The organism is Agrobacterium tumefaciens (assembly GCA_025560025.1).
Classification (GTDB): domain Bacteria; phylum Pseudomonadota; class Alphaproteobacteria; order Rhizobiales; family Rhizobiaceae; genus Agrobacterium.
The window spans coordinates 2,218,659-2,244,041 of the sequence record CP048485.1; the positions used below are offsets into that span (position 1 = coordinate 2,218,659).

At 60.4% G+C, this 25,383-nt stretch carries 21 protein-coding genes; 7 read left to right on the forward strand and 14 right to left on the reverse strand.

The genetic code is table 11. From position 1 onward, the window contains the following. Positions 1-123: 123 nt before the first annotated feature. The gene (locus tag FY152_10900) at positions 124-2,160 is read left to right on the forward strand and encodes an NADH:flavin oxidoreductase (GenBank protein UXS32577.1); all 2,037 of its coding nucleotides are present in this window, start codon (positions 124-126) and stop codon (positions 2,158-2,160) included. 34 nt (positions 2,161-2,194) lie between these two features. Here FY152_10900 and FY152_10905 read toward each other — a convergent pair whose 3' ends face one another. Beyond that, positions 2,195-3,553, reverse strand: coding sequence for a two-component sensor histidine kinase (locus tag FY152_10905; GenBank protein ID UXS32578.1), 1,359 nt, complete (start codon positions 3,551-3,553; stop codon positions 2,195-2,197). Next, positions 3,553-4,215: a response regulator transcription factor gene (locus tag FY152_10910; protein UXS32579.1), complete on the reverse strand. Its 663-nt coding sequence runs from the start codon at positions 4,213-4,215 to the stop codon at positions 3,553-3,555. Before FY152_10910 ends, FY152_10905 begins: the two co-directional genes overlap by 1 nt. A gap of 155 nt (positions 4,216-4,370) precedes the next feature. Between FY152_10910 and dsbD the strand changes: the two genes are divergently transcribed. Then, positions 4,371-6,221, forward strand: coding sequence for a protein-disulfide reductase DsbD (gene dsbD / locus FY152_10915; protein ID UXS32580.1), 1,851 nt, complete (start codon positions 4,371-4,373; stop codon positions 6,219-6,221). Positions 6,222-6,247: 26 nt separating this feature from the next. Further along, entirely contained in the window at positions 6,248-6,823 is a 576-nt protein-coding gene (locus FY152_10920) for a DsbA family protein (protein UXS33268.1), read from the forward strand. A gap of 78 nt (positions 6,824-6,901) precedes the next feature. Here FY152_10920 and FY152_10925 read toward each other — a convergent pair whose 3' ends face one another. The 6 genes from FY152_10925 to FY152_10950 form a co-directional block, all read right to left on the reverse strand. Beyond that, positions 6,902-7,582, reverse strand: coding sequence for a DsbA family protein (locus tag FY152_10925; GenBank protein ID UXS32581.1), 681 nt, complete (start codon positions 7,580-7,582; stop codon positions 6,902-6,904). A gap of 10 nt (positions 7,583-7,592) precedes the next feature. Continuing rightward, positions 7,593-8,321 carry a L,D-transpeptidase gene (locus tag FY152_10930; GenBank protein UXS32582.1) on the reverse strand — a complete coding sequence of 243 codons (729 nt, stop codon included), beginning with the start codon at positions 8,319-8,321 and terminating at the stop codon, positions 7,593-7,595. A 156-nt stretch (positions 8,322-8,477) separates the two neighbouring features. Continuing rightward, positions 8,478-9,539: an ABC transporter ATP-binding protein gene (locus FY152_10935; GenBank protein ID UXS32583.1), complete on the reverse strand. Its 1,062-nt coding sequence runs from the start codon at positions 9,537-9,539 to the stop codon at positions 8,478-8,480. Beyond that, the gene (locus FY152_10940) at positions 9,536-11,767 is read right to left on the reverse strand and encodes an iron ABC transporter permease (protein UXS32584.1); all 2,232 of its coding nucleotides are present in this window, start codon (positions 11,765-11,767) and stop codon (positions 9,536-9,538) included. Before FY152_10940 ends, FY152_10935 begins: the two co-directional genes overlap by 4 nt. Before the next feature lie 98 nt (positions 11,768-11,865). Then, on the reverse strand, positions 11,866-12,891 hold the full coding sequence (locus FY152_10945) for an ABC transporter substrate-binding protein (GenBank protein UXS32585.1): 1,026 nt from the start codon (positions 12,889-12,891) through the stop codon (positions 11,866-11,868). A gap of 114 nt (positions 12,892-13,005) precedes the next feature. Then, positions 13,006-13,971 (reverse strand): ABC transporter substrate-binding protein, encoded by a 966-nt coding sequence (locus FY152_10950; protein UXS33269.1) that lies wholly within the window; start codon positions 13,969-13,971, stop codon positions 13,006-13,008. 272 nt (positions 13,972-14,243) lie between these two features. Here FY152_10950 and FY152_10955 point away from each other — a divergent pair, with 272 nt between their 5' ends. Both FY152_10955 and FY152_10960 read left to right on the forward strand, forming a co-directional pair. Next, entirely contained in the window at positions 14,244-14,984 is a 741-nt protein-coding gene (locus FY152_10955; GenBank protein UXS32586.1) for a response regulator transcription factor, read from the forward strand. After that, positions 14,981-17,089: a two-component sensor histidine kinase gene (locus FY152_10960; GenBank protein ID UXS32587.1), complete on the forward strand. Its 2,109-nt coding sequence runs from the start codon at positions 14,981-14,983 to the stop codon at positions 17,087-17,089. The genes FY152_10955 and FY152_10960 overlap by 4 nt, the downstream gene beginning before the upstream one ends. 20 nt (positions 17,090-17,109) lie before the next feature. Here FY152_10960 and FY152_10965 read toward each other — a convergent pair whose 3' ends face one another. Next, positions 17,110-18,030 (reverse strand): AraC family transcriptional regulator, encoded by a 921-nt coding sequence (locus FY152_10965; protein ID UXS32588.1) that lies wholly within the window; start codon positions 18,028-18,030, stop codon positions 17,110-17,112. 240 nt (positions 18,031-18,270) lie between these two features. On the opposite strand from FY152_10965, the gene FY152_10970 reads away from it, so the two are divergent. Continuing rightward, a complete protein-coding gene (locus FY152_10970) occupies positions 18,271-19,341 on the forward strand; it encodes an aldo/keto reductase (protein UXS32589.1) in 1,071 nt (356 codons plus the stop codon). A 69-nt stretch (positions 19,342-19,410) separates the two neighbouring features. On the opposite strand, the gene FY152_10975 is transcribed toward FY152_10970, so the two are convergent. Beyond that, positions 19,411-20,745 (reverse strand): aspartate aminotransferase family protein, encoded by a 1,335-nt coding sequence (locus tag FY152_10975; protein ID UXS32590.1) that lies wholly within the window; start codon positions 20,743-20,745, stop codon positions 19,411-19,413. Between the two features lie 100 nt (positions 20,746-20,845). Between FY152_10975 and FY152_10980 the strand changes: the two genes are divergently transcribed. Next, positions 20,846-21,739, forward strand: a complete 894-nt coding sequence (locus tag FY152_10980) for a LysR family transcriptional regulator (GenBank protein UXS32591.1) — start codon at positions 20,846-20,848, stop codon at positions 21,737-21,739. Between the two features lie 72 nt (positions 21,740-21,811). On the opposite strand, the gene FY152_10985 is transcribed toward FY152_10980, so the two are convergent. Genes FY152_10985 through FY152_11000 form a run of 4 tightly spaced genes read right to left on the reverse strand, consistent with a single transcriptional unit; the run spans position 21,812 to position 25,370 of the window. Next, the gene (locus tag FY152_10985) at positions 21,812-22,144 is read right to left on the reverse strand and encodes a cytochrome C oxidase subunit IV (GenBank protein UXS32592.1); all 333 of its coding nucleotides are present in this window, start codon (positions 22,142-22,144) and stop codon (positions 21,812-21,814) included. Positions 22,145-22,158: 14 nt separating this feature from the next. Further along, complete coding sequence (locus tag FY152_10990; protein ID UXS32593.1) at positions 22,159-22,881, reverse strand: bb3-type cytochrome oxidase subunit IV; 723 nt, start codon at positions 22,879-22,881, stop codon at positions 22,159-22,161. A 12-nt stretch (positions 22,882-22,893) separates the two neighbouring features. After that, complete coding sequence (locus tag FY152_10995) at positions 22,894-23,595, reverse strand: cytochrome-c oxidase (protein UXS32594.1); 702 nt, start codon at positions 23,593-23,595, stop codon at positions 22,894-22,896. Further along, positions 23,592-25,370, reverse strand: coding sequence for a cytochrome c oxidase subunit I (locus FY152_11000; GenBank protein UXS32595.1), 1,779 nt, complete (start codon positions 25,368-25,370; stop codon positions 23,592-23,594). The genes FY152_10995 and FY152_11000 overlap by 4 nt, the downstream gene beginning before the upstream one ends. Positions 25,371-25,383 lie beyond the last annotated feature (13 nt).

The following is a 25,383-nucleotide window of genomic DNA, read 5'->3' on the forward strand; positions in this document are numbered from 1 at the left end:
GCCTGGTTGCGACAAGCCGAATGTCCACCCCTGTCGAAAGCATAAACACATGTGTTTTATTAATTGACACTTATGTACATTTCCACCTAGCCTTCTCTCATCAGCACCATCCGGAGAACGGCAATGTCGAATGATCCCCTTCTTCAGCCCTACCGGCTAAAGCATCTCACCCTGCGCAACCGCATCATCGTCACCTCGCATGAACCCGCCTATCCGGAAGACGGCATGCCGAAGGAGCGTTACCGCGCCTATACGGTCGAGCGGGCGAAAGGCGGGGTGGCGATGACGATGACGGCCGGTTCCGCCGCCGTCTCGAAGGACAGCCCGCCCGTCTTCAACAATCTGCTGGCCTATAAGGATGAAATCGTTCCGTGGATCAGGGAAATGACCGACGCCGTGCATGAAGAAGGCGCGGCAATCATGATCCAGCTGACCCATCTTGGCCGCCGCACCCGCTGGGACAAGGGCGACTGGCTGCCCATCCTCGCGCCCTCCCATCACCGCGAAGCCGCCCACCGGGCTTTCCCGAAGAAGATCGAGGACTGGGATATCGAGCGCATCATCAAGGATTTTGCCGATGCCGCAGAACGCATGAAAGCAGGCGGCATGGACGGCATCGAACTGGAGGCCTATGGCCATCTCATCGACCAGTTCGTCTCACCGCTGACAAACGAGCTGGACAGTCCCTATGGCGGTTCGCTGGAAAACCGCATGCGCTTCTGTCTCGACGTCTTCAAGGCGATGCGCGAACGCGTCGGCGACGATTTCATCCTCGGCGTGCGCTATACAGCCGACGAATGCCTCGAGGGCGGCACCGGAAAGGCAGAGGGCCTGGAAATCTCCAGACGGCTGAAGGAGAGCGGCCTGATCGACTATCTGAACGTCATTCGCGGCCATATCGACACCGATCCCGGTCTGACCGACGTCATTCCCATTCAGGGCATGGCCAATGCCCCGCATCTGGACTTTGCCGGTGAAATCCGCGCCGCGACCAGCTTCCCCACCTTTCACGCCGCCAAGATCCAGGATGTGGCCACCGCCCGATATGCGATCGCCTCCGGCAAGGTCGATATGGTCGGCATGACGCGCGCTCACATGACCGACCCGCATATTGTGCGAAAGATCATGGACAAGCGGGAGGACGACATTCGCCCCTGCGTTGGCGCCAATTACTGTCTCGACCGCATCTATCAGGGCGGCCTCGCTTTCTGCATTCACAATGCGGCAACCGGCCGCGAGGAAACCATGCCGCATGAGATAACCAGGGCAGCCCAACGGCGGAAGATAGTCATCGTCGGCGCCGGCCCGGCTGGCCTCGAGGCCGCGCGTGTCAGTGCCGAGCGTGGCCATGAGGTCATCGTCTTCGAGGCCGCAAACAATCCCGGTGGCCAGATCCGCCTGACCGCGCAAAGCGAACGCCGCCGCGAAATGATTGGCATCATCGACTGGCGCATGAGCCAGTGCGAAAGGCTCGGCGTCACCTTCCATTTCAACACATGGGCGGAAGCGGACACGGTTCTTTCGGAAAATCCCGACGTGGTGATCATCGCCACCGGCGGGCTGCCGCATACAGACGTACTTTCAAAAGGCAACGATCTCATCGTCTCGGCATGGGATATCATTTCCGGCGACGTGAAGCCGGGCACCAATGTGCTGGTTTTCGACGATGCCGGCGACCATGCGGGCCTGCAGGCCGCCGAATGTCTCGCGAAGACAGGCGCGAAAGTGGAGATCATGACGCCGGACCGCGCCTTTGCCCCTGAGGTCATGGCGATGAACCTTGTTCCCTACATGCGCTCGCTGCAAAAACGCGACGTCACCTTCACCGTCACCTACCGTCTGGAGGCCGCGGAAAGAAGCGGCAACCAGCTCATCGCCCACATCGGCAGCGATTATGGCGGCGTGACGAAATCGAGAACCGTGGACCAGATCGTCGTCAATCACGGCACGATCCCGCTGGATGATCTCTATTTCGAACTCAAGCCGGGCTCGAAGAACCTCGGCGAAATATCCTATGACGCCTTGCTTGCGGGCGCTGCCCAGACCGTCGAGCGCAATCCTGCCGGAACCTATCGGCTGTTCCGCATCGGCGACGCGGTTGCGGCGCGCAACACCCATGCGGCGATCTACGATGCGCTACGTCTCGCAAAGGACCTTTGAGACAAACGGGAGCCGCAGCATTGCGACCCTCGTTTCAAACCTCCAGAGACACCGCAAACCGTTGATCGAATCTCAAGAACTGCAATCGCCCTCCCAGACGGTCGATGGCCATCTTGACGATCGCAAGCCCGAGGCCGCTTCCACCCGGTTCCGATCGCGGCGAACGGTAGAAACGCTGCAGCACACGCTCCTGCTCCTCCACGGCGATCCCCGCCCCTTCATCGATGACAACGACGTTGACCTTGCCGCCGATCAATTCGGCGCGGCATTCGACTGTCGAGCCCTTCGGCGAGTGCTGCACGGCATTCTCCATGACATTCCTGATGGCAAGCCGAAGGAGCGAGCGGTCCGCCTCGACGAGGATCGTATCCGCCTCTTCCGGGAGCTGGCAGGCAATATCCACCTCCCGCAGTCGTCTCAGCGGCTCAAGTTCCTGAATGACATCCAGAATGAGCCGGGGAACATCCACCCCGGTTTTCGCCGTCCGCGTTTCGGTGGCATCGACGGCGGCCAGATCGATAAGCTGCTTGGCCATCCGGCTTGTCCGGTCGACGCTCTGCTCGATACGCCTGAGCGCCTGTTGCTGAACCTCCGGATCGGTCGAGCGCATCGCCACCTGCGCCTGCGTTTTCAGGCCGGCAAGCGGTGTCTTCAATTCATGGGCGGCATAGGTCGTGAATTCACGCTCCCTTTCCCGCGTCGCCTGAACGCGCGCAAGAAGGCTGTTCAAGGCGTGGATCATCGGCCGAAGCTCCGATGGCGTTCCCCTGTCGGCGAAGGCATGAAGCTCGGTTGCATCGCGTGCTTTCAGACCGTTCGCGAGCTTCTGCAGGGGAGCAAGGCCCCGCGAAACACAGAACCAGATGAGGCCGGCCATCAACGGCATGATGAAAAGCGCCGGATAAAGAAGTCCCTTGATCACATCATCGACAAGACGGTCGCGGACCTGAATGCTGTCTCCCACCAGAACCCTGACGCCGAGATCGGGCTTGACCACGGCATAAACGCGCCATTCGACACCATTGATGACCGTATTCTGAAAACCCGAGACATGTTCAGACAGGGAAGCGGTGGGCGCACTGTCCGATTTGCTCAGGAGACGACCGTTGACCGACCAGATCTGGCAGGCAAGCTGGCGTTCATAAGAAGGTATCGACGCGACCGCATCGTCATCCGCATGACCATCCGTGGCGGGCATGTGGCTGACAACGCCAATATCGACCGGACGGTGGCCGACGAGAGAAGCGACCATGCTTGCCGATTCCATCAGACGCGCATCCAGAACATGCTCCAGCCGCGCCTTTGTGCTGGTGTAGATCCACACGCAGCCGGACAGCCAGACGACGCCCGTCATCAACAGCAGCACGGTGAACAATCTTGCCCGAATGGACATCACGCAGCCCTCCCGACACGGTAGCCCACACCCCGCACCGTTTCGATGAAACCGGCACCCAGCTTCGAGCGAAGCTTGTGGATGTGAACCTCGATGGTGTTGCTTTCCACATCCTCCTGCCAGCCATAAAGCTTTTCCTCCAGAACCGGCTTGGAGAAGATCATGCCGGGATTTTGCATGAGGGCATGGATGATCGCGAATTCACGGCGCGACAGGGGAATGATGCTGTCGGCCCTCTTCGCCACCATCTTCGCCGGATCGAGCGTCACGCCCAATGCGGACAGCGTCCCCTCCGAACGGCCTTCGCCGCGGCGGATGATGGCCCGCAGGCGGGCGGCAACTTCGTCCAGATCGAAGGGCTTGCCCAGATAATCGTCGGCACCGGCATCGAGGCCGCAAATCTTGTCCGTGGTCGCGTCCTTCGCCGTCAGCAGCAGGATCGGCACCCGATTGCGCTCATTGCGGGTGTGACGCAGAAGATCGAGGCCGGAACCGTCGGGGAGCATCAGGTCGAGAACGACGGCGTCGAAACGGCAACTGTCGATGGCCGTTTTTGCATCTTCAAGGGTCGTGACGGCGTCGACGGTGAAGCCGGCAAGCTGCAGCCCGACACGAAGACCATCCAGCAGGACATCATCGTCCTCGACCACTAACAGACGCATAAACTACTCCATCATTCCGGTGCACGGATGTTTTGACGTGCGGGAACCTGAAAAACGAACCTTAAGGCTGGCTTAAGCTTGCCACCGGAAGCCTGCGCCACTCATGGACTATCCCATAGGCCTCTCCTAAAAGGCCTATCCCATAAGGAAAAAGAATGCGTCTCAATTTTTCGTTCGTGCTCCTCGTCTTCTTCACCGTCTGCGGACCCGCCTTCGCGCTCAATCCCCCGATGGACATGGCAGACGCGTTCAAGCTCTCGATCGACCGCACGGGAACAGCCGCCACCTTCCGCTGGCAAATAGCAGAGGGATATTATCTCTATCGAGACGCCCTCAACGCCACTGACAGTGACGGAAAACAGCTCGATCTTCAGACATCGCCCGGCGAGATGAAGGACGATCCCGGCTTCGGTAATACGGAGGTCTATTTCGGGCAGGCGGCCGCCACGCTCGCCGATGCGCCCCAGACGATGAAAATGACATTTCAGGGATGCCAGGATGGCGGCATCTGCTATCCGGTGCGAACCGTCACCATCACCGGATCGCAGATCGAGGTGGATGCGCCGTTCGGGATGAACCCGTCACCGCCGCCGGCATTCCAGTCCTTCATCCCCATGTCCCCCGCCGCACAGTCGGAAAAAATAGACCGGCCTGCGCCCGCCGCCGAGCCGGGAATGGTGGAGGGGATGCTGGATCAGGGCGGCACAGCGCTTCTGCTCGTCTCCTTCATGGGCCTTGGCGTGCTGCTCGCCTTCACGCCCTGCGTCTTTCCCATGTACCCGATCCTTGCGGCCACGCTGGGTCGTCAGGGAGCCTCCCTGTCACCTGGACGCAGCTTCATGCTGTCCTCAACCTATGTCGTTGCCCTTGCCGGCGCCTTCAGCCTGTTCGGCATCCTTGCCGCATGGTTCGGCCAGAGCTTCCAGATTGCCCTTCAATCGCCGGTGGCCATCCTCATCACCGCCGCTGTCTTCATCCTCCTTGCCATCGCCAGTTTTGGCGTGGTCGAGGTACAGCTTCCATCGGGGCTACGGGATCGGCTGGCGCGGTCGCAACGCTCGCTCGGCGGATCCTTCGGCTCGACCGCCATTCTCGGTTTCAGTTCGGCGCTACTGATCGGCCCCTGCGTGACGGCGCCGCTTGCAGGCGCGTTGCTCTATATCGCCAAGACCGGAAACATGCTGCTCGGCGCGGCGGCGCTCTTTGCCCTGGGCATCGGCAAAGGCATTCCGCTCATCCTCATCGGCACCTCCGGCGCAGCACTCCTGCCTCGTGCGGGCGCCTGGATGGCGCAGGTCCGCTGGCTGTTCGGCTTCATCTTTCTCGGCACGGCCATCTGGTATCTGGACCGGCTCATTCCCGCACCCGCAACACTTGCGCTTTCCGCAGCACTGCTCGTGACCCTTGGTGTCTTCTTCGGCGCTTTCGATAGGCTGTCACCACAGGCGGGTGTCGGTCGCCGGCTCATGAAATCCGCAAGTCTTCTTTCCGTGCTCTATGGTGCGTTCCTCGCTCTCGGCGCGGCAAGCGGCGGCACGAACATGCTTCAGCCGCTCCAGGGCTCCCCAAATTCTGTCATTGCCTCCTCCCCGACCGGCCTGACAAAGGCAAGCTTCAGCACCGTCGCTTCGGACAATGAACTGAGAGCAGCGGTAAGTGAGGCGGGAAAACCAAGCCTCGTCTATTTCACCGCGGACTGGTGCGTTTCCTGCCGGGTCATAGAGCGCTCAGTCCTTGCCGATCCGCAGGTCGCTCAAAGCCTTGCGGATACGAACCTCGTCTCCGTCGATCTTTCAGACCTCACGCCCGAAAAACAGCAACTGATGAAAGACAACAACGTTATCGGCCCGCCGACCATGCTGTTCTTCGACAGAAGCGGGACGGAACTCTCCTCTGCCCGCATGGTGGGCGAGATTTCGGTGCGATCCGTCATCGATGCGGCCACGCAGATGCAGCAAGCCTCCGTGAAACCGGCAATTACCAACATCTCAGGAATTCGCCAATGACCCTCACACGCCGAAACCTCGTCGCAATGGCCGGCCTTGCGGCCATCGCGCCGTCATTCGCTGCCGCCAAAAGCGACCCGACCAGCCGGGAAATGGTGCTGCACGATCCGCAGGCGCCGGTGCTCGGCAATCCGAAGGGTGACGTGACGGTCGTGGAATATTTCGATTACCAGTGCCCCTACTGCAAAACCTCCTACGAGATGGTCCGCGACGTGGTGGAGAAAGACGGCAAGGTCAAGCTCGTACTGAAAGACTGGCCTGTCTTCGGCGGTGCATCGGTCATGGCGGCGCAGGCGGTGCTTGCTAGCGCCAAGCTCGGCAAATACGAAAAAACACTTGATGCGATGTTTCATACGCCGAACAATTTGCAGCAGGACGATGTCGAAAAAGCCCTCGCAAAGGCAGGACTCACCTTCGAGGACGTCGGCAAGGCCGTCGTCCAGCATCAGGCATGGATTTCCGGCCTGCTGGATCGGAACTGGATCCAGGCCGCCGCCTTTAAATTCGTCGGCACACCCTCATTTGTCGTGGGATCAACAAGCTTTGCCGGCGTCCTCGACCGCAAGGGCCTGACGGAGGCAATCGCAAAGGCGCGAGGCTAGCGAGAAACGCAGATGCCAGATTGGCAGAATGGTGGCTTCCTGTCCGACCGGACCTGAAACCATCATTCTCCGGCAAAACTAAACCTGCTCGCGTGCCTTTTCGAAAAGGCTGGTGAATTCCTCTGCGCTCCGAATAGCGCCGGGAACGAGAAACTTGCCGATGATGAAGGCCGGTGTTCCGGTCAGCTGCAACGACATTGCCTGTTCATGATTGCGCTCAATCAGCGCGTTGATCTCCGTCGCCCTGGATTTGAGATCACTCTCAAGGCGGACAAAATCAATGCCTGTCGCGCGCACGGCAGCGCGCATCTCTTCCGCTTCCGCCCTGCGGGCTTTGATCGCCATCAGCGCATGATGCACGATCTCGTAACCGCCCTGATAATTTGCCGCCAGCGCCAGACGGGCGCCCTCGACGGAATCTTTCGTAATGATCGGCCAGTCCTTGTAGACCACCCTGATATCCCCGTCCTTCAAGACAGCATCGCGCATGGGAACGGCCGTCTTCTTGCACCACGGGCAATTATAATCGAGGAAGGTGACCATGGTGAGTTTGCCGGTGGGATTGCCGGAAACGGGTGCCGCGGGATCACGCAGGATCATCTCAAGCCTGAGGCTGTTTGCGGACGCGGCAGCCGGAAAAGCGGCGGCGGAAACAGCCGAAAGCGAGCCAAGGAGAAAGGCGCGGCGTCTGAGGCCGGCAAAGCCTGCCTCATCCGCGCGTTTTCGAATGTCGTTCATGGTGATGGGTCTTTCGTTCATATGCCGGCAGTCAGACGCCGAGTTGCGAGCGCTTCGAGGGATCGGGGATAACCACGATGGGGCTGCCATCCCTGACATTGTTGAAGAGATCGATGACGTCCTGATTCAGCAGGCGAATACAGCCCGAGGATACCGCCTTGCCGATGGAGAAGGCCTCCGGCGTTCCATGCAGGCGATAAAGCGTGTCCCTGCCGCCCTGATGAATATAAAGCGCACGCGCCCCCAGAGGGTTTTTAAGACCGGGGGGCATGCCGCCATTCGCGATGCTATAGGGCTGGAGTGCGGGTTGCCGCGCCACCATCTCGTCCGGCGGCGTCCATTTCGGCCACGCACGCTTGTAGGCGACCGTCGCCCGACCGGACCACGAAAAGCCGTCACGCCCGACGCCGATCCCGTAACGCCTCGCCTTGCCGCCGGGAAGCACGTGGTAGAGAAACTTGTTCGGCGTATCGACGATCAGCGTGCCGGGCTTCTCTTCGGTCGGATAATCGACGACCTGCCGCCAGTATTTCGGGTCCACCTGCTTGATGTTTACGGCCGGGATCGGGAAGGTCTCGTCCGGCATCGCCGCATACATCGCCGGGGTCACCGGCGTTGCGGCCTCTGGCAAAGGTTCGTCGCTCTTTACCGGCGTTGCCGTCATCGGCGGCTGGCCGGATGTGGCGCAGCTTGCCAGAAGACTTGCGGCTCCCAGAGCGAGAAGATTTCTGCGGCTGATGAATATTGGTCTGTCGTGCATTCTGCGGCATGTCTCCTGTTTAGCGACACACAGTCAGCCGGCACCTTAAGCCAGTCTTAAGGCGACCCGGTGAGACATTTATTTGACATGACCGGACGGAAAAATGCCGGGGGCAGAACCACGTCTGCCCCTCCCTGGGTGAGATCGGTGAAAAACTCAGGCCTGAATCAAGGCAATGCCACGGTTCCTGAAACCGAGCGTGACATCGCTTGCCGGCGGCAGACTGGTCTCAACCGCATGGTCGACGATGAAGAGCGTGCCGATATCGGTCTCGACCTCATATTCGACATGACCGCCGAGATAGGCACTATGCAGCACCCGCCCCGCAAGTCCCTGCCCACCCGGCTGGCCGATGGAAATCGAGCCGGGGCGAACCGCAAGCTTTGCCGGGCCGGGCCGGGCGTTGCGTGCTGCAACCCTGTGATCCACACCGCCGACGCGGATCAGCGCATCTGGCCCCTCAAGGCTCAACACTTCGCAGCCGACGACATTCGCCTCGCCCATGAAATCGGCGATGAAGGCGGAGGCCGGCGCTTCATAAAGGTCGCGTGGCGCACCCGACTGGGCGATCTCGCCTTCCTTCATAACGATGATCCGGTCGGAAACCGCCAGCGCCTCATCCTGATCATGCGTCACGTAAACGGCGGTAAAACCCAGCCGCTGCTGCAATTCGCGGATTTCGGTGCGCACCCGGCGGCGAAGGCGGGCGTCGAGGTTGGAAAGCGGCTCATCGAGCAGCAATACCTGCGGTTCCAGCACCAGAGCGCGGGCAACCGCGACGCGCTGCTGCTGGCCGCCGGAAAGTTCTGCCGGCAGCCGATGGCCCATGCCGGCGAGGCCGACGAGCTTCAGCCCCTCTTCCGCCTTTTCCCGCGCTTCCGTCTTGCGCAATCCCGAGGATTGCAGGCCATAGGCAACATTGTCGAGCGCGGTCATGTGCGGGAAAAGCGCATAGGACTGGAAGACCATCGAGACATCGCGCTCATTGGCCGGCAGCATGGTGACATCCTTGTCACCGATGAGGATGCGGCCGGAGGTCGGGTGTTCGAGACCCGCCAGCATGCGCAGCGTCGTCGTCTTGCCGCAGCCGGAGGGACCAAGCAGGGTCACAAGCGTGCCAGGCTCGATGGTGAGCGACAGGTCGGGAATGGCGGTGAAGGCCCCGAAAGTCTTGCGGACATTCTGAAAGGTGACGGAACCGGGCTTTACGGAAATCATGCGGTTTTCTCCTGAGCGAGAGGAACGGAGGAAGCGGACGGCAGGCCGGCGACGCGGTTTTCGCGACGCAGACGGCGCTCACCCACAAGAAGCTGGAAGCCGGTAATGACCGTGATCATCACAACGATCAGCATGGAGGAATAGGCAATGGCCACACCGTATTCGCCGTTTTCGACGAGACCGACGATATAGGACGTCGCCATGTTGTACTGCGCGCTGACAAGGAAGATGACGGCGCTGATTGAAGTGATGGCGCGCACGAAGGAATAGACCAGTGCGGCCGTGATTGCGGGCCTCAAGAGCGGCAGGATGACCTTGCGGATGGTGCGGAAACTATTGGCCCGCAGCGTCAGCGAGGCCTCGTCGAGGCTCTTGTCGAGCTGGCTCATCGCCGCAATGCCGCCGCGCACGCCGACCGGCATGTTGCGGAACACGAAGCAGGCGATGAGGATGAGTGCCGAACCGGTCATTTCCACCGGCGGCAGGTTGAAGGCCATGATGTAGCTGACACCGATGACCGTGCCGGGAATGGCAAAGCTCATCATCAGCGCGAATTCGAACAGGTTACGACCAGCGAACTTCTGCCGCACAATGATATAGGCGGTCAGAAGACCCACGGCAGCGGTCAGCGGTGCCGAAACCAGCGCGATCTCCATCGTCGTCCAGAACGAATTCCAGGCAACGCCGGTCCAGGCAATCGAGCCATTCGAGAAGCTGACGGAAAAGGCGCGGATGTAATGATCAAGCGTCAGTGAATTATCGAGACCCCAGGTCTTCACGAAACCGCCGACAAGGATCATGCCATAAACGACGATGGTGAAGATCATCCACGGCACGACGATCGCATGGACGCCGATGGACAGGTCGCGCGGCAGGGCGATATGCGCGCCACTGTCGCCCTTGCCCGTCACCGTCGCGAAATTCTTGCCCGCCAGCCAGAAGCGCTGCGCAAGAAAGGCCGAAAGCGTGAAGCACAGGAGAATGATTGCCAGAACCGCCGCACGCGAGGGATCGTTCTGCGAGCCGACGACAGCGAAGAAGATTTCGGTCGACAGCACACCATGGGTGCCGCCAAGCACCAGCGGATTGCCGAAATCCGCCATGCTCTCGATAAAGCCGATCAGGAAGGCATTGGCGAGACCGGGTTTCATCAGCGGCAGCGACACCCGCCAGAAGGTGCGCCAGCGGTCGGCGCGCAGCGTCTGCGACGCCTCTTCCATCGACGGGCTAACGCCTTCAACCACGCCGATCAGCACCAGAAACGAGATGGGCGTGAAGGAAAGGACCTGCGCGATCCAGATGCCGGTCATGCCATAAAGCCAGCGACCCGGCTCAATGCCGAAGAGATAGGAAAGCCACTCGGTGACGACACCAGCGCGACCGAAAAGCAGCGTCAGGGCAAGGCCGATGACAAAAGGCGGCGTGATGATCGGCAGAACGGTGAGAAGCCGCAGGCCCTTCTTGAAGGGAAAGCGCGTGCGGGTGGCGATCAACGCAAAGCCGAGACCGAGCACGGTCGAGCCGAAGGCGGTCATCAGGGCGAGGAACAGCGTGCGCCAGGCAACGCCGCAGCGCTCTTCACCTGTGACACAGCCAAGGCTCCAGATGCCGGGATCCTGAATATTACGAATGAAGCCATCGGCATTAAAGGAGCCGTCGAAATCCTGAACGGAAGCGACCAGCATGCTGCCAATCGGATAGAAGACAAAAACCGTGACGAGGAAAACCAGAACGGAAATGGCGCCGACGACGAAGGCATCGCCTTTCATGACCCCACGTTCGGCAAGCCCGAAGGCGAAAAGCAGCACGAAGACGAACGACATGACGACGGCCCCTGCCCCCATGGAGGGCTGGCCATCGGCAAGCATGCCGAAGAGGTTTTCGCTCACCGTCCAGCTCCAGCCGGTAAAGCCGATGGCCAGCCCCTGCAAGGCGAGGAAAACAAGGCCGATAGCACCGATAATTGCAAGCAGTCTGCCGCGCCGCATCGGTTCGCCGATAGGCCGGACAAGACACGCGGCGAGGAAAAAGACAACAATGCCGACCAGCCATGGTTTTCCATAGGACAGGATCTGCAGCACACCGGGCGCATTGCTGGCCGACGAGAAAAATCCGGAAAGCCAGCGGAAGCTGAAAAAGCCGCCTTCGATGCGATACCAGGGAAGAAGAATGAGGGCAAAAGCCCCGAACGCCAGGACGATGTCCAGCCTGCGATTGCCACGTGTCATGGCCGACCTCGCTTGTTTCATGCCGATGAAAGAGTGGCGGACACCCCGGCTTAAAAAGCCGGGATGCCTGTCGCCGGAGTTAAGATCAGTGTTTCAGATCAGTTGGCGACCGCACCGACCTCGCGGTCCCAGCGTTCCAGCAGCGCCTTGCGCTTGGCCGGATCGCCATAGGTCTTGAAGTCATAGTCGATGAGCTTGATGTCCTCGAACTTCGGCGCTTCCTTCGGCACTTCCGCCGTCTTGTTGGAGGGAAGCTGGAAGGACTTGGCGTCCTTCATGCGAGACTGCACTTCCGGCGTGAGCGCCCAGTCGTACCAGGTCTTCGCATTGTCGAGATTGCGAGCGCCCTTGATGATCGACATGGAGCCGATTTCATAACCTGTGCCTTCGCAGGGCGCGATGGACTTGACCGGGAAACCTTCCGCCGTCTGCGCCACCGCATCATGCATGAAGACGATGCCGAGCGCGGTTTCGCCGCGTGCCGCCGCCTTGACCGGCGCGGAACCGGACTTGGTATATTGCGAGATATTGACGTTGAGCTTCTTCAGATAGTCGATCGCCTGATCTTCACCCATGATCTGCACCAGCGACGCCAGCGCCGTATAAGCTGTGCCCGAAGAGTTGGGATTGGCGATCTGGATTTCGCCCTTCAGTTCCGGCGCCAGCAGGTCAGCCCAGCACTTCGGCTCCTTGTAACCCTTCGACTTGAAGATTTCCGTGTTGTAGCCCCAGCCCAGCGCACCGGCATAAACGCCGACAGTCCTGTAACCCGTGCTTTCGGCCTGCTTCACGGCCCAGTCCTGCAACTGGTCGAGCATCGGCGACTTGTATTCCAGCGTCAGGTTTTCCGAGGCCGCCTGCATGTGCGGATCGCCGGTGCCGGCCCACCAGATATCGGTCTTCGGGTTGCGGGCTTCCGCACGCACCTTGGCATATGTTTCGCCGGAAGACAGGCGCACCATATTGACCTTGATGTCATGCGACTTTTCGAAATCGCCCTTCATCTGTTCGCAGATGACGACATCGGCCGAGCAGATGAGGTTGAGTTCGCCCGCCGCCTGTGCGGAAACGGCGCTCAGTGCCGTGCCGGCAAAAAGCAGGGTGGAAAGTATCGTCAGTCGCATGGTTATCCTCCTGTAGCTTGCGTCTGAATTCTTGGGCGGCGCGCAGACATGGCGCTGCCGGTCGCGGCGCCCTGCGGCGCGCGCGCTGTCTTTTTGAGGTGCTGGTTTTTGGCCCTACTGGGTCTGGCTCGGGTGGATTTCGCTATCGAAGCGGCTCAATAACCGACTTCGCTCTTCCGGCTGGCCAAAGGTGGCGAAGTCGTAATCCACCATCTTGATCATCGATATGTCAGGCGCCGTCAGCGGTAATGTCGCCCGGGCGTTTGATGGTACCTGATTTTGCCCGGCCTTGGCCCCGGTCTCCTGCCCCTCCGGGCTCAGCGCGAATTCAACGAAGGCCTGTGCCAGCGCATCATTGTGGTTGCCCTTGACGATGCTGACCGCCCCGATCTCATAGCCCGTCCCCTCGCAGGGCGCGACGATCACCAGCGGGAAACCTTCGATTTTCTGGGTCACGGCATCATGCATGAAAGAAATACCGATCATGATCTCGCCCCGCGCCGCCGCCTTGACCGGCGCTGCACCAACCTTGGTATAGCTCACGACGTTCTGATTGAGCTTCTCCATGAAACCAAAAGCCTCCTCCTCGCCGAAGAGCTGAACGAGGGTGGCCAGCATGGTGAAGGCCGTGCCGGAATAGTTCGGATTGCCGGTCAGGATATGGCCGCGATAGATATCCTTCGCCAGATCCTTCCAGCAGGTCGGTGCGGGCAGGTTGTTCTTCGCGAGCAGTTCCGAATTATAGGCAAAACCCAGCGCACCGGCATAGATGCCAGCCGATTTCGAGCCGGACATCGCATAGAAATTCTGCGCCCAGGGCAGCAGATCCCGCTGATGCACGGGCGTGTACTCTTCCAGCAGGCCTTCCGAGCCGGCCTGCAAATGGGTATCGCCAGTACCGCCCCACCAGACGTCGACGGTGGGATGGGATCGTTCGGCACGAATCTGGTCGAGAATTTCGCCGGTGCTCTTGCGCACCATCGAAATCTCGAGACCTGCCTTGGCTTCGAAAGCCCGCTGCATGGTCAAACACCAAGCCTCGTCGACGCCGCAAAGGACGTTCAACTTCGGCTCGGCCATGCCATGCCCTGCGCCGCACAGCCATAGGGCCATGCTCGCCGCAAGTGCGGTCAATGCTTTCAATTAAGCCTCCCTGCCTGGAACCTCCCCGTTCCAGTCTCCACCAACAGCATGTCACATCCTGCCCGCGCCGCAATCGAAGAATGGTTACCAATCTTTCACCGCACCGCCGAACAAGATTACAGATATTACAATTATGACAGGAGAGATAACCAGCGAGCCTTTGAAGATCGTCGGCGCCGTGCCTATGATGATGGCGGGAGGAATACAAAGTGCTTAATCAGAAGGTTCGCATTCTGATCGTCGAGGACGATCCGGATATGGCAGAGCTCATCTCGGACCTCGTCGAGGCCGAGGGCTGGCTGCCCACCTGCGCGCGCTCCGCCGAGGAAGCAGACGAGATATTGGCGAGGGACAGGATGCAGCTTGTACTCGTCGACCACAATCTGCCCGGCACGTCAGGCCGGACCTTTGCCCAGCGACTGCGCAGCCAGATCGACATCGGCATCGTCATGGTAACAGCTGCCGGCAGCGCCGCCGACCGGGTTCTGGGCCTCGAGACGGCCGCCGACGATTACGTGGTCAAACCCTTCGAACCCATCGAACTCACGGCCCGGATCAAGGCCGTTCTGCGCCGGACGATCCCCTCGCTGAAACAGGAAAAGGATAGCGAGCGCGATCATGGCCGCGCGGCACTCAACCTCGGCGACTGGGCGATTGATCTTGATGCGCGCCGGGCGGTCTGCCTCAGCGATCGCAGCAAGACGCTGACGAGCGCCGAATTCGCGCTTCTGGAGATTCTGGCCGAAACGCCCAACCAGCCCGTCAGCCGCTCGCAGATACTCGACCGGCTGGGTTCTGAAAGCGACCGCTACATCGACAGAAATGTCGATGTGCTGGTGCTGCGGCTGAGACGCAAGATCGAACGCAATCCGGACCTGCCGCGTCACATCAAGACGCGGCGCGGCAAGGGTTATGTGCTGCATACCGACGAGGGCGAGCTTTCCCCGTGATCAGCCGTTCCTTCCTTTCCTCCATCGCCTTTCGCCTGCCCTTTGCGATCGTCTTCATCTGCATCCTCGTCTTCAGCCTTTCGGCCATCGCCATTTATGGCCTGCAGCGCGCCCGTGATGAAATGGCGGCCTATGGGTTGCAGGCGTTTTCCAGCCTCGCCAAGGCATCGCTGGTCTCGCGGCAGGTCTCGGACCTCGTCTCAAGCGCCCCCTTCCTGATGAACGCGGCCTCTCCCTATCGCGTTTCCAGCGAGAGCCGGTCCGTCGTTCAGCAGGTCGATATCCTGCTGGAAATGACAGGACCGAGTAACGACGATCGGGTCACGCGCGGCTTTTCCAACGACCGCATTGTCGAACTTCTCCAGCTTATCAGGGCGCAGACGCTGGATCTGGCAAAGGATGCCGATGCGGCGCAGGGCCACAAGGCGGACGCGGCAGCGGCGCTCGGCGAAATCGCCACCGGCCGGGGCATCGTCGATCCTGAACTGCGCCGGCGGATGAACGGCATCGTGCAGGCCGCATCCGCGTCCGACAGCCTCTTCCAGCTGGGCGAACTGCGCCGCCGCTACGTCGCCGAAACCACGGCACGTCAGGAAGGTTATCCCGGCGAGCGGCTTCCCGTGGCGGAAATGCAGCCCTATGAGCGGGTCTTCGAGGCCCAGAGCCGCTATCTTCTGGAAATGTTCGCAATCCGCGCGTCGGTATCGCGGCTTCACACCGTGTCGCGCGATCTCTCCCATGTCACGGAAACCCAGGGCGACGCGGTTGCCCGCAGCCTGAACGAGGACCTGATCTCGACCTCTGATGCCCTTAGCCGGCTGCTGGTCATCGTCGCCGTCGCATCGCTTCTGGTTCTGGTGGTGGCGATTTTCTCTATCCGCTCGGTGATGCGCGTCTCGCGCGGCATCGCCTCTCTCTCCAACGGCATGAACGCGCTTGCCAAGGGAGAGAAGGATGTCGGCCCGCCGTCCTACACCGGGCCCGAGACGGAGTTGATCCGCCTGCTCGATGCCTTCCGTGCCTTCCATGACAGCGTCGACCGGGTCTCGCGCCTCAGACGCACGGCAGAGGCGGCGGCGCGCACCATCCGCTCGACCTTCCGCAACATGAATGAGGGAATAGCACTGTTTGATCCGGCTGGCCTGCCGATCACCATGAACCGCCGCATCATCGAGCTTGTCGGACGCTCCGGCTCATCGCGAAAGCTGCCGCTTCGCCGTTTTGTCGAACCCATCCCGGAAATCGACCCCGCATTATTGCCCTTTGAAACCGGGCACGGCGAGTTGATGGACCGCGCCGTCGTGCGCCATCGCACCGCAGATCAGCTGGTGATCGAAGTCTCGATGTCACGCCAGCCGGATGGCGGCATCGTCCTGCTCGCCCGTGATGTGACGGCTCTTGATCGCCAGGAAGCAGAAGCCGTAAAGGCCCAGCGACTGGACGGCATCATGCGCATGACCCACCAGGTCAGTCATGAGGTGGGCAACATGATCGGCATCATCACCGGCAGTCTCGGCCTCCTGGAGCGGGAAGCCGGTTTCAACGATCGCCAGAACCGGCATATCGCCCGTATCCGCAAGGCGGCGGATCGCGGCCGGTCTCTCGCCAGCAGCATGCTGACCATCGGCAGCCAGCAGCCGATCCATGCCAGCCACATCAACGTCGCGAACCTGCTGCGCGGCATGGCCGATATTCTCGAGATCGCGGTCGGCCCGAAATGCCGCATCGCGCTTGACCTCGATGACAACCTTCCGTCGATCCAACTCGATCCTGCGCTCTTCGAACAGTCCATCCTCAATCTCTGCCTGAATGCCGCAGCGGCCATGCCGGACGGCGGCCTGATCTTGATCGAAGCTACGGCCGAGAAGGATGTGCTGGTCATTGCCGTTACCGACGAGGGCATCGGCATGACGCCCGAGGCCGTGGACAAGGCATTCGAACCCTATTTCACCACGCGTGAAGAATATGGCGGCGCGGGTCTCGGCCTCGCCATGGTCTACGGCTTCGTCCGCCAGAGCGGCGGCGAGGCGCATATCCGTTCAAAACCCGGCGAAGGCGCAAGGGTGCAGCTGACTTTTCCGGCAGGCACCGACCACATGAAATAGGGTGCCGGCCCAGCTATTGCCTAGCTGGCTGCCGTGCTCTGGGGCACTGGCCGATCATCGACAGGATGACGCAGGAGATTGGTGTGCTTCGATGGCGGCATTCCGAAAACCCGAACATATTCGCGCGAAAACTGCGACGGGCTTGAATAGCCAACCTGAAACCCCGCGCTTGCTGCATCCAGCCCTTCGCTGAGCATCAGGCGTCTTGCCTCCTGCAGCCGCAATTCCGCCCGGAATTCCAACGGGCTCATCAAGGTGATCGCCTTGAAATGAGCGTGAAAGGTGGAGCGGCTCATTCCGGCTATTTCGGCCGCTGTCTCGATGGGGCAGGCTTCGCGGAAATGGCCTCTGATCCAGACGATTGCCCGGGCAATCTGATGGAGATGGGTACCCGCCTGTGCCATGTGACGGACAACGTCACCACCCGGCCCGGTCAGCAGCCGATAGAGTATCTCCCGCAGCGCCAGCGGCGCAATCGCGTCAATATCGTCAGGCGTATCCAGAAGGCTCAACAGGCGTGCCGCCGCATCGAGCACCCCGGGATTGGTCTCATTCAGCAGCAGACCGGCCGACGGCCGGGATTTTCCGGGAGATTTCGACGGATAGCGGATCGCCAGTTCCGCCAGCTCGACCGTATCAAGATCGAGCTGCATGCACAGATATGGCTCTTCCGCACTCGCCTCGATGACGGAGCCCATGACGGGAAGATCAACTGAGGCAATCAGATAACGCGATTTGTCATAGATGAATGCCGATTGCCCCAGCACCGCCTGCTTGCGGCCCTGTGCCACAAGACAAAGCGTCGGCTCATAGATCACCGGCATGGGGAGGGTCGGGTGGGAACAGCGGATGAGCTTCACCCCCGGTAACCGGCATTCAAAAGTGCCGTCTCGGGGTGCGTGACGGGTGATGATATCGACGATGTGGCGGTCCGAGGTCATTCGCCATTTATCTCATATGCATCCACGTGACGAAAGTCTGAACCGCGCCTCTCGGACAATCGTGCAAGAATCACGGACAATATTTCGGTCCGACAAGGCAGTCTTGGCCTGCCCACTTGAGACAATCGTGCAAGAATTCCGGAAATCCGGTCTACCGCCCTCGCAGGTCTTTCGCGGAAAAAGGTGTCACCCACCCGGCGCATCCCAGCGCTTCAACGAAGACCAATGGAGTATACCAACATGGCTGAAGTGAAATCACTCGATCAATACAGGCTGCTCGGCCGATCCGGGCTGCGTGTCTCGCCGCTCTCGCTCGGCACGATGACCTTCGGGTCTGACTGGGGTTGGGGAGCCGACGCTGAAGAAGCCAGACGCATTTTCGATGCATATGTCGACAGAGGCGGCAACTTCATCGATACCGCCGTCAACTACACCAACGGAGCCTCGGAACGCCTTCTTGGCGGCTTTATCAAAGAAAAGCGCGATAATATCGTGCTTGCTACCAAATTTACGATGGCCCGTGATCCGGCGAATATCAATTCCGGCGGCAACCATCGTTTCAACCTCGTGCGGTCGGTAGAAACGAGCCTGCGCCAGCTGGACACGGACCGGATCGATCTCCTTTACCTGCATGCCTGGGATTTCACGACATCGCCCGAAGAAGCCATGCGCTCGCTCGATGACCTCGTGAGAGCCGGCAAGATCCTCTATGTTGGCATTTGTAACACGCCCGCATGGCGCGTAGCGCAGATGCAGACCCTTGCCGATCTCCGCGGCTGGTCACCCTTCGTGGCGCTTCAGATCGAATACAGCCTGGTCGAGCGGACCGTCGAACATGAGCTTATGCCCATGGCCAGGGCGCTGGGCCTCGGTGTTCTTCCATGGTCCCCGCTCGGCGGCGGCATCCTCACAGGCAAATATGGCCGCGCGGATCTGAGCGACGAGAATGGGGCGAATGTCGCGGCAACCCGCAAGGGCGTGATCGCATCGACCGGCCACCTCAATGAACACTCGCTCGCCGTCGCCGATGTCGTCGGCGCAGTCGCGGAGGAACTCGGCGTTTCGCGATCGCAGGTCGCCCTTGCCTGGACGCTGATAAATCCCGCGGTCGTTTCCCCGGTCATGGGCGCACGCACCCTTGAGCAGGCCGAGGATAATTTCGGCGCCCTGAGCGTTTCCTTCACGCAGGATCAGCTTGAGCGACTGAACAGGGCCAGCGCTCCACAGCCGATCTTCCCGGAGCGCTTTATCGGCCGGCCGATGGCGCAGCAGCTCATCTTCGGAACGAACACCGTCAGCAAACGGGCATAATCTACGTAACCGTGCCTCTCGCCGGCGCGTGCAGACACCGGCGAGAGGCAAATCATTACTGTGGCGAACCTAGCCGGCCTTCTGCGCCGCTTCGATCGACGCCGCCAATATCTCCAGTCCAAGATCGATCTCAGCATCCGAGACGGTCAAGGCCGGTGCAATGCGGAAGACGCCGCCCATGCCGGGCAGCTTGACGATGTTCATGCTCATGCCCCGCAGCATCGCCTCCTGCATGATACGGGCGCCAAGCTCGAAACCGGGGGCTTTCGTGTGCCGGTCGGCGACAACCTCCAGTCCGAGCAGAAGCCCGCGCCCGCGCACATCGCCGACACATTCGAACCGCTGTTGCAGCGACAGGAGACCGTCTTTCAGACGGTTTCCACGGGCGATCGCCTGCTCAACCAGTCCATCGCGCGCCACGACATCGAGAACAGTCACACCGACAGCCGCCGGCAGCGGATCGGAGACATGGGTGGTATAGAACAGAAAGCCCCTCTCGAATGCCTTCTGCTCGATCTCTGCGCTGGTCATGACGGCAGCAAGCGGCAAGCCGGCGCCGAGCGTCTTCGACAGGGTCATGATATCAGGCGTCACGCCGTCGCGCTGAAAGGCGAACATGTGCCCGGTACGGCCAACGCCGGTCTGGGCTTCATCGAGGATGAGCAGCATGCCGCGCTCCTCGCATTTCTTCTTCAGGGCGGCGAGATACCCGAGCGGGAGTTCGAGGATGCCGCCGCTCGACAGGATGGGTTCGGCGATGAAGGCAGCCAGGTTACCGGTCGACTGACGGTCGATCAGCTCGAAAGCATCGTCCAGTTCCGCCTGCCAGTCGTTCGATCCATCGGGGTTCTTGAAGCGCGGGCGATAGGCATTTGGGGCCGGTATGACCAGCGAGCCGGCCGTGGCCGGGCCATACCCCCGCCGGCCGGCGCTATAGGTGGCCGAAGCCGCAGCGCCCGTCATGCCATGCCAGCTCTGCGCGAAAGCGACGATCTCGTGACCGCCGGTGACGAGCTTTGCCATGCGGATCGCCGCTTCGTTGGATTCCGCCCCGGTCGTCAGCAATTGCACGCGGTCCAGCCCCGGTGCCAGAGCCGCCAGCCGCGTTGCAAGCTCGACCACCGGGCGCGACAGCATGCCGGAAAAGAGATGCGCGACCGAGGCCATCTGCCGGTTGACGGTAGTGACGATATCCGGGTGGGTGTGTCCGAGCAAAGCGCTCATCTGGCCCGAGGTGAAATCGAGAATGGCGCGGTCATCCGCATCATAGACAAAACTGCCCTCGGCGCGCTCGACAATGATATCCTCGAAGGCGGGTCCGTAACGGGTCAGATGTGTGTTGGCGGCCTCCCAGAAGGCCGGGTCTTCATTGAGCGAGGCAAAGCTTTTTGCGAGATTGTCCATGATGCGTTCCCCAATTTATCTTCCCGGAGAATAACAAGCGCTTGCCGCTCCAGTCTAATTGATAGTATTTTACTCAGATATTGATAATTTTGATATCGCCATGCTCGACCTGACGCTCCTGAAGAACTTTGTCATCGTTGCCCGTGCCGGCTCCATCAGCGTGGCTGCGATGCAGGTTGGGCGCACGCAATCGGCGCTGAGCACGCAGATGCAGCGGCTTGAAGAACTGGTCGGCCACACCCTGCTTCAGCGAACGGGCTCCGGCGTGCGGGTAACTGCTGCCGGCGAGAAACTTCTCGCCCATGCCAGCGCGCTCCTTGCCCGGCATGACGAAATCCTTGCCGACATGAGCGGGGAGACATTACAGGGTGCCGTCAGCCTGGGGTGCCCTGAGGATTATTCGATTGCCTTCCTGCCGGAGTTGCTGCGCGGCTTCTGCGCCAGCCACCCCAAGGTCGAACTGCGCATGGTTTGCGCGCCGACAATAGAATTGCGCCCACTCCTGCAGCGGCGACAGATCGACATCGCGCTGGTCTCGCAATCCGATCCGGACCATGACGACGTCCTGCGCAGTGAGAGCTTCGTCTGGGTTGCGGATAAGCCGGAACCGGATCTGCTTGCCAAGGACATTCTGCCGCTTGCTCTTTCGGCACCGGCGACACTTGACCACCGTGCGGCCTGCGATGCCATGGGAGCTGCCAATCGCCGTTACCGTGTTGCCTTTGCCAGCAACAGCCTTGCCGGCCTCATCGCCATCGCCCGCTCCGGCCACGCGATCAGTGTCCTGACAAGGACAGCCGTTCCCCCCGACCTTCATATCGTGGAAAAGGGGCTGCCGCCCCTGCCGACCATCGGCATTGCGATGGAATTTGCCGATCCGCAGACATCCTCGACCGTCCGAGTTCTCGGCAACCATATCCGCGCCGTTCTTCCGGGTTTGAACACCACGCCATCTCCCGATCGATCCACAGCAGGATCATTGGCGAGTCCCTGATGTGAGTCAGCCATCCATCGCCTTCACGTCCAGACCTGTCCAGCGCGCGGCAAAAGCCCTGAGATCGGCCTGCTATGAACCAGCCCCCAGAAAAGCCAGACGGGTCAGGAGCGTGTAGTGGGATTCCGAGACCATCAAAGCTGTGAAAACCAGCACGAGGACGGGGGGAAGAAGGACGGCATAGATCAAGATCAGCCGTTCCCAGGCCATATGCATGAAAATCGCAATGATCAGCCCGGCCTTCAGGGCCATGAACAGGAGGATCAGCGACCATCTGGGATAGCTCTGGATGCCGAGATAGTCGACGAGATAGGAGCAGGCGCTGAGGACAAAAAGCAGTCCCCAGACCACCATATAAAGTTTTATCGGATGCTGCTGTCCCTGTTGTGACTGTTGCTGCGTCATGATGCCATGCTCCCTCACCACAGATAGAAGAATGCAAAGATGAAGACCCACACCAGATCCACGAAGTGCCAGTAAAGCCCGGTTATCTCGACGATCTCGTAATTGCCTTTCCGGCTGGTGAAAAATCCTCGTCTTTCCTGATCGAAATCCCCCCGCCAGACCTTCCGCGCCACGATCAGAAGAAACACCACCCCGATCGAAACATGGGTGCCGTGAAAACCCGTGATCATGAAGAAAGACGAACCGAATTGCGCGGCACCGAAGGGGTTTTCCCAGGGGCGAACACCTTCCGCGATCAGTTTCGTCCATTCGAATGCCTGCATTCCGACAAATGTCGCGCCGAGGGTGGCAGTCACCAGCATCAGCGCGGCGGTTTTGCGCCGATCGCGGCGGTATCCGAAGTTGACGGCCATGGCCATCGTGCCGCTGCTGCTGATGAGGACGAAAGTCATGATCGCAATCAGGATCAGCGGAATGTCCTTGCCACCGATCGTCAGGGCGAAAACCTCGCTCGGATTGGGCCAGGTGGCGGTGGTCGACATGCGCGCGGACATATAGGCCAGAAGAAAGCAGCCGAAAATGAAGGTGTCGCTCAGGATGAAAATCCACATCATCGCCTTGCCCCAGGAGACGCTCTTGAACGCCCGCTGGTCCGATGACAGATCGGCGGCAACGCCGCGCAGTCCCGTTGGCCGCAGATGTGGATCGCTTAAGGGTCTTTCCGTGGATGCGGTCATGATCGACACTCCTCACGTGACCAATTGACGGCAGAGATCGACAAAACTATTCGCCCAGCCGGCGAAGATTGCAAAAAGGATCAGCCAGACGACGAACATGAAATGCCAGTAGATGGCGCAGAGATCCACGCTCAGGCGAACTCTCGCAGCAGGGCCGATCCGGGCGCGGATTGCCGTGCGCCCGAGCACGAAAAGCCCGCCCAATATGTGCAGGCCATGCAACCCGGTGATCATGTAGAAGAAGCTGTTCGATGGGTTATCCGCCAGCACATAACCCGCGGACGCCAGTTGCCGCCACGCCAGACCCTGCCCGACAACAAAGAGAACAGCCGTCACGAACGCCACGGCAAGCGCCAGATCCAGCATTTCGCGCCGATCTACGCGGGCTTCGGTTTTAGCCCATTGCAGCGCGACGCTGCCGGCGGCAAGGGCGACCGTATTTACCCACAGCAACCGCGGGATCGGGATACCCCACCAGTCGGCACCGCCCATGCGGCCAAGATAGGCGCTGATGAACAGTGTGAACAGGGCACCGACGACAGCAAGAAAAACGCCGAGCCCCAGTTTGGCGATTGTTTCCGATGAGCCCCGCATCCCCTGCGCATCGTCTGACACGCCCGCTTCTAGCCAGGGCTTCGAGGTTAACCGCTGGCTGGCCATCCACCAGCCGATAATGCAGGCAATACCGGCCATGAAAATGAGAATGGCGCTCATGACAACGCCCTCTCGGACGGTCCCGCCGCAGCCGGCTGGTTTTGCGGCAGGAAGTCCTCAGCCGCGCCGGGAACGCTGTAGTCATAGGGCCAGCGATAGACGACCGGCAGTTCCTTACCCCAGTTTCCGTGAACCGGCGGCGTTTGCGGCGTCTGCCATTCCAGTGTCGTTGCCCGCCACGGATTGCCACCCGCCTCTTTGCCCCAGCGCAGGCTCCAGGCGAGATTGAACAGGAACAGCAATTGCGCCGCGCCGACGATCAGCGCGGCGACGGTGATGAACATGTTCAGCGTATGCGCAGAAGGCGGAATGAATGCAGTCTCGCCCAGTTCGTAATAACGGCGCGGTACGCCCATCAGGCCAAGATAATGCATCGGGAAGAAGATGGCATATGCGCCGAGAAAGGTGATCCAGAAATGGATATGCCCCATCGCCGCATTCAGCATGCGGCCGGTGACTTTGGGATACCAGTGATGGATCGCGCCGAAGACCACCATGATGGGCGCAACCCCCATCACCATGTGGAAATGGGCGACAACGAACATGGTATCCGAAAGCGGCACGTCGACGACGACATTGCCGAGGAAGAGACCGGTCAAGCCGCCATTGATGAAGGTGACGATGAAGGCGAGCGCAAACAGCATCGGCAAATTCAGATGGATATCGCCGCGCCAGAGCGTCAGCACCCAATTATAGACCTTGATCGCCGTCGGCACGGCGATGATCAGCGTCGTGGTGGCGAAAAAGAACCCGAAATTCGGATTCATGCCGCTGACATACATATGATGCGCCCAGACGACAAAGCTCAGCGCCGCGATGATGACGATCGCCCAGACCATCATCCGGTAACCGAAGATGTTCTTGCGCGCATGGGTGCTGATCAGATCCGAGACGATGCCAAAAGCAGGAAGCGCGACGATATAGACCTCCGGATGGCCGAAGAACCAGAAGAGGTGCTGAAACAGGATGGGACTGCCGCCGCCCTGCTTCAACTGTTCGCCCATCTCGACGATGGCGGGCATGAAGAAACTCGTGCCGAGCAACCGGTCGAACAACATCATCACGGCGGCGACGAAGAGCGCCGGGAAGGCAAGCAGCGCCATGACGGTCGCCGTGAATATGCCCCATATCGTCAGGGGCATGCGCATCAGCGTCATGCCGCGCGTGCGCCCCTGCAACACGGTGACGACGTAATTCAGCCCGCCCAAAGTGAAACCGATGATGAACAGGATCAACGATGACAGCATCAGGATGATGCCCCAGTCGCGCCCGCCCGGTGTTCCCGAAAGCAGGGACTGCGGTGGATAAAGCGTCCATCCGGCGCCCGTTGGCCCGCCGGGCGCGAAGAAGCCGGCGACCAGCACGAGCACGGCGAGCAGATAAAGCCAGTAGCTCAGCATGTTCGCATAGGGAAACACCATGTCGCGGGCGCCGAGCATCAAGGGGATCAGATAATTGCCGAAACCGCCGAGAAACAATGCTGTCAGCAGATAGATCACCATGATCATGCCGTGCATGGTGATGAACTGATAGTAGTGTTCGGCGTCGATGAAGGAGAAATAACCGGGAAAGCCGAGTTGCAGGCGCATCAACCAGGAAAGCACCAGCGCCACCATGCCGATTGCCGTCGCGGTCAGAAAATACTGGATGGCAATGATCTTGGCATCCTGGCTGAAGACATATTTCGTCCACCAGCTTTTCGGGTGATAAAGCTCGACATCCTCGACCTCGGCTGGCTGGATGACCTGCCCCGCGCCGGACCCAATCTCGACCATCTCCTGTCCTCCC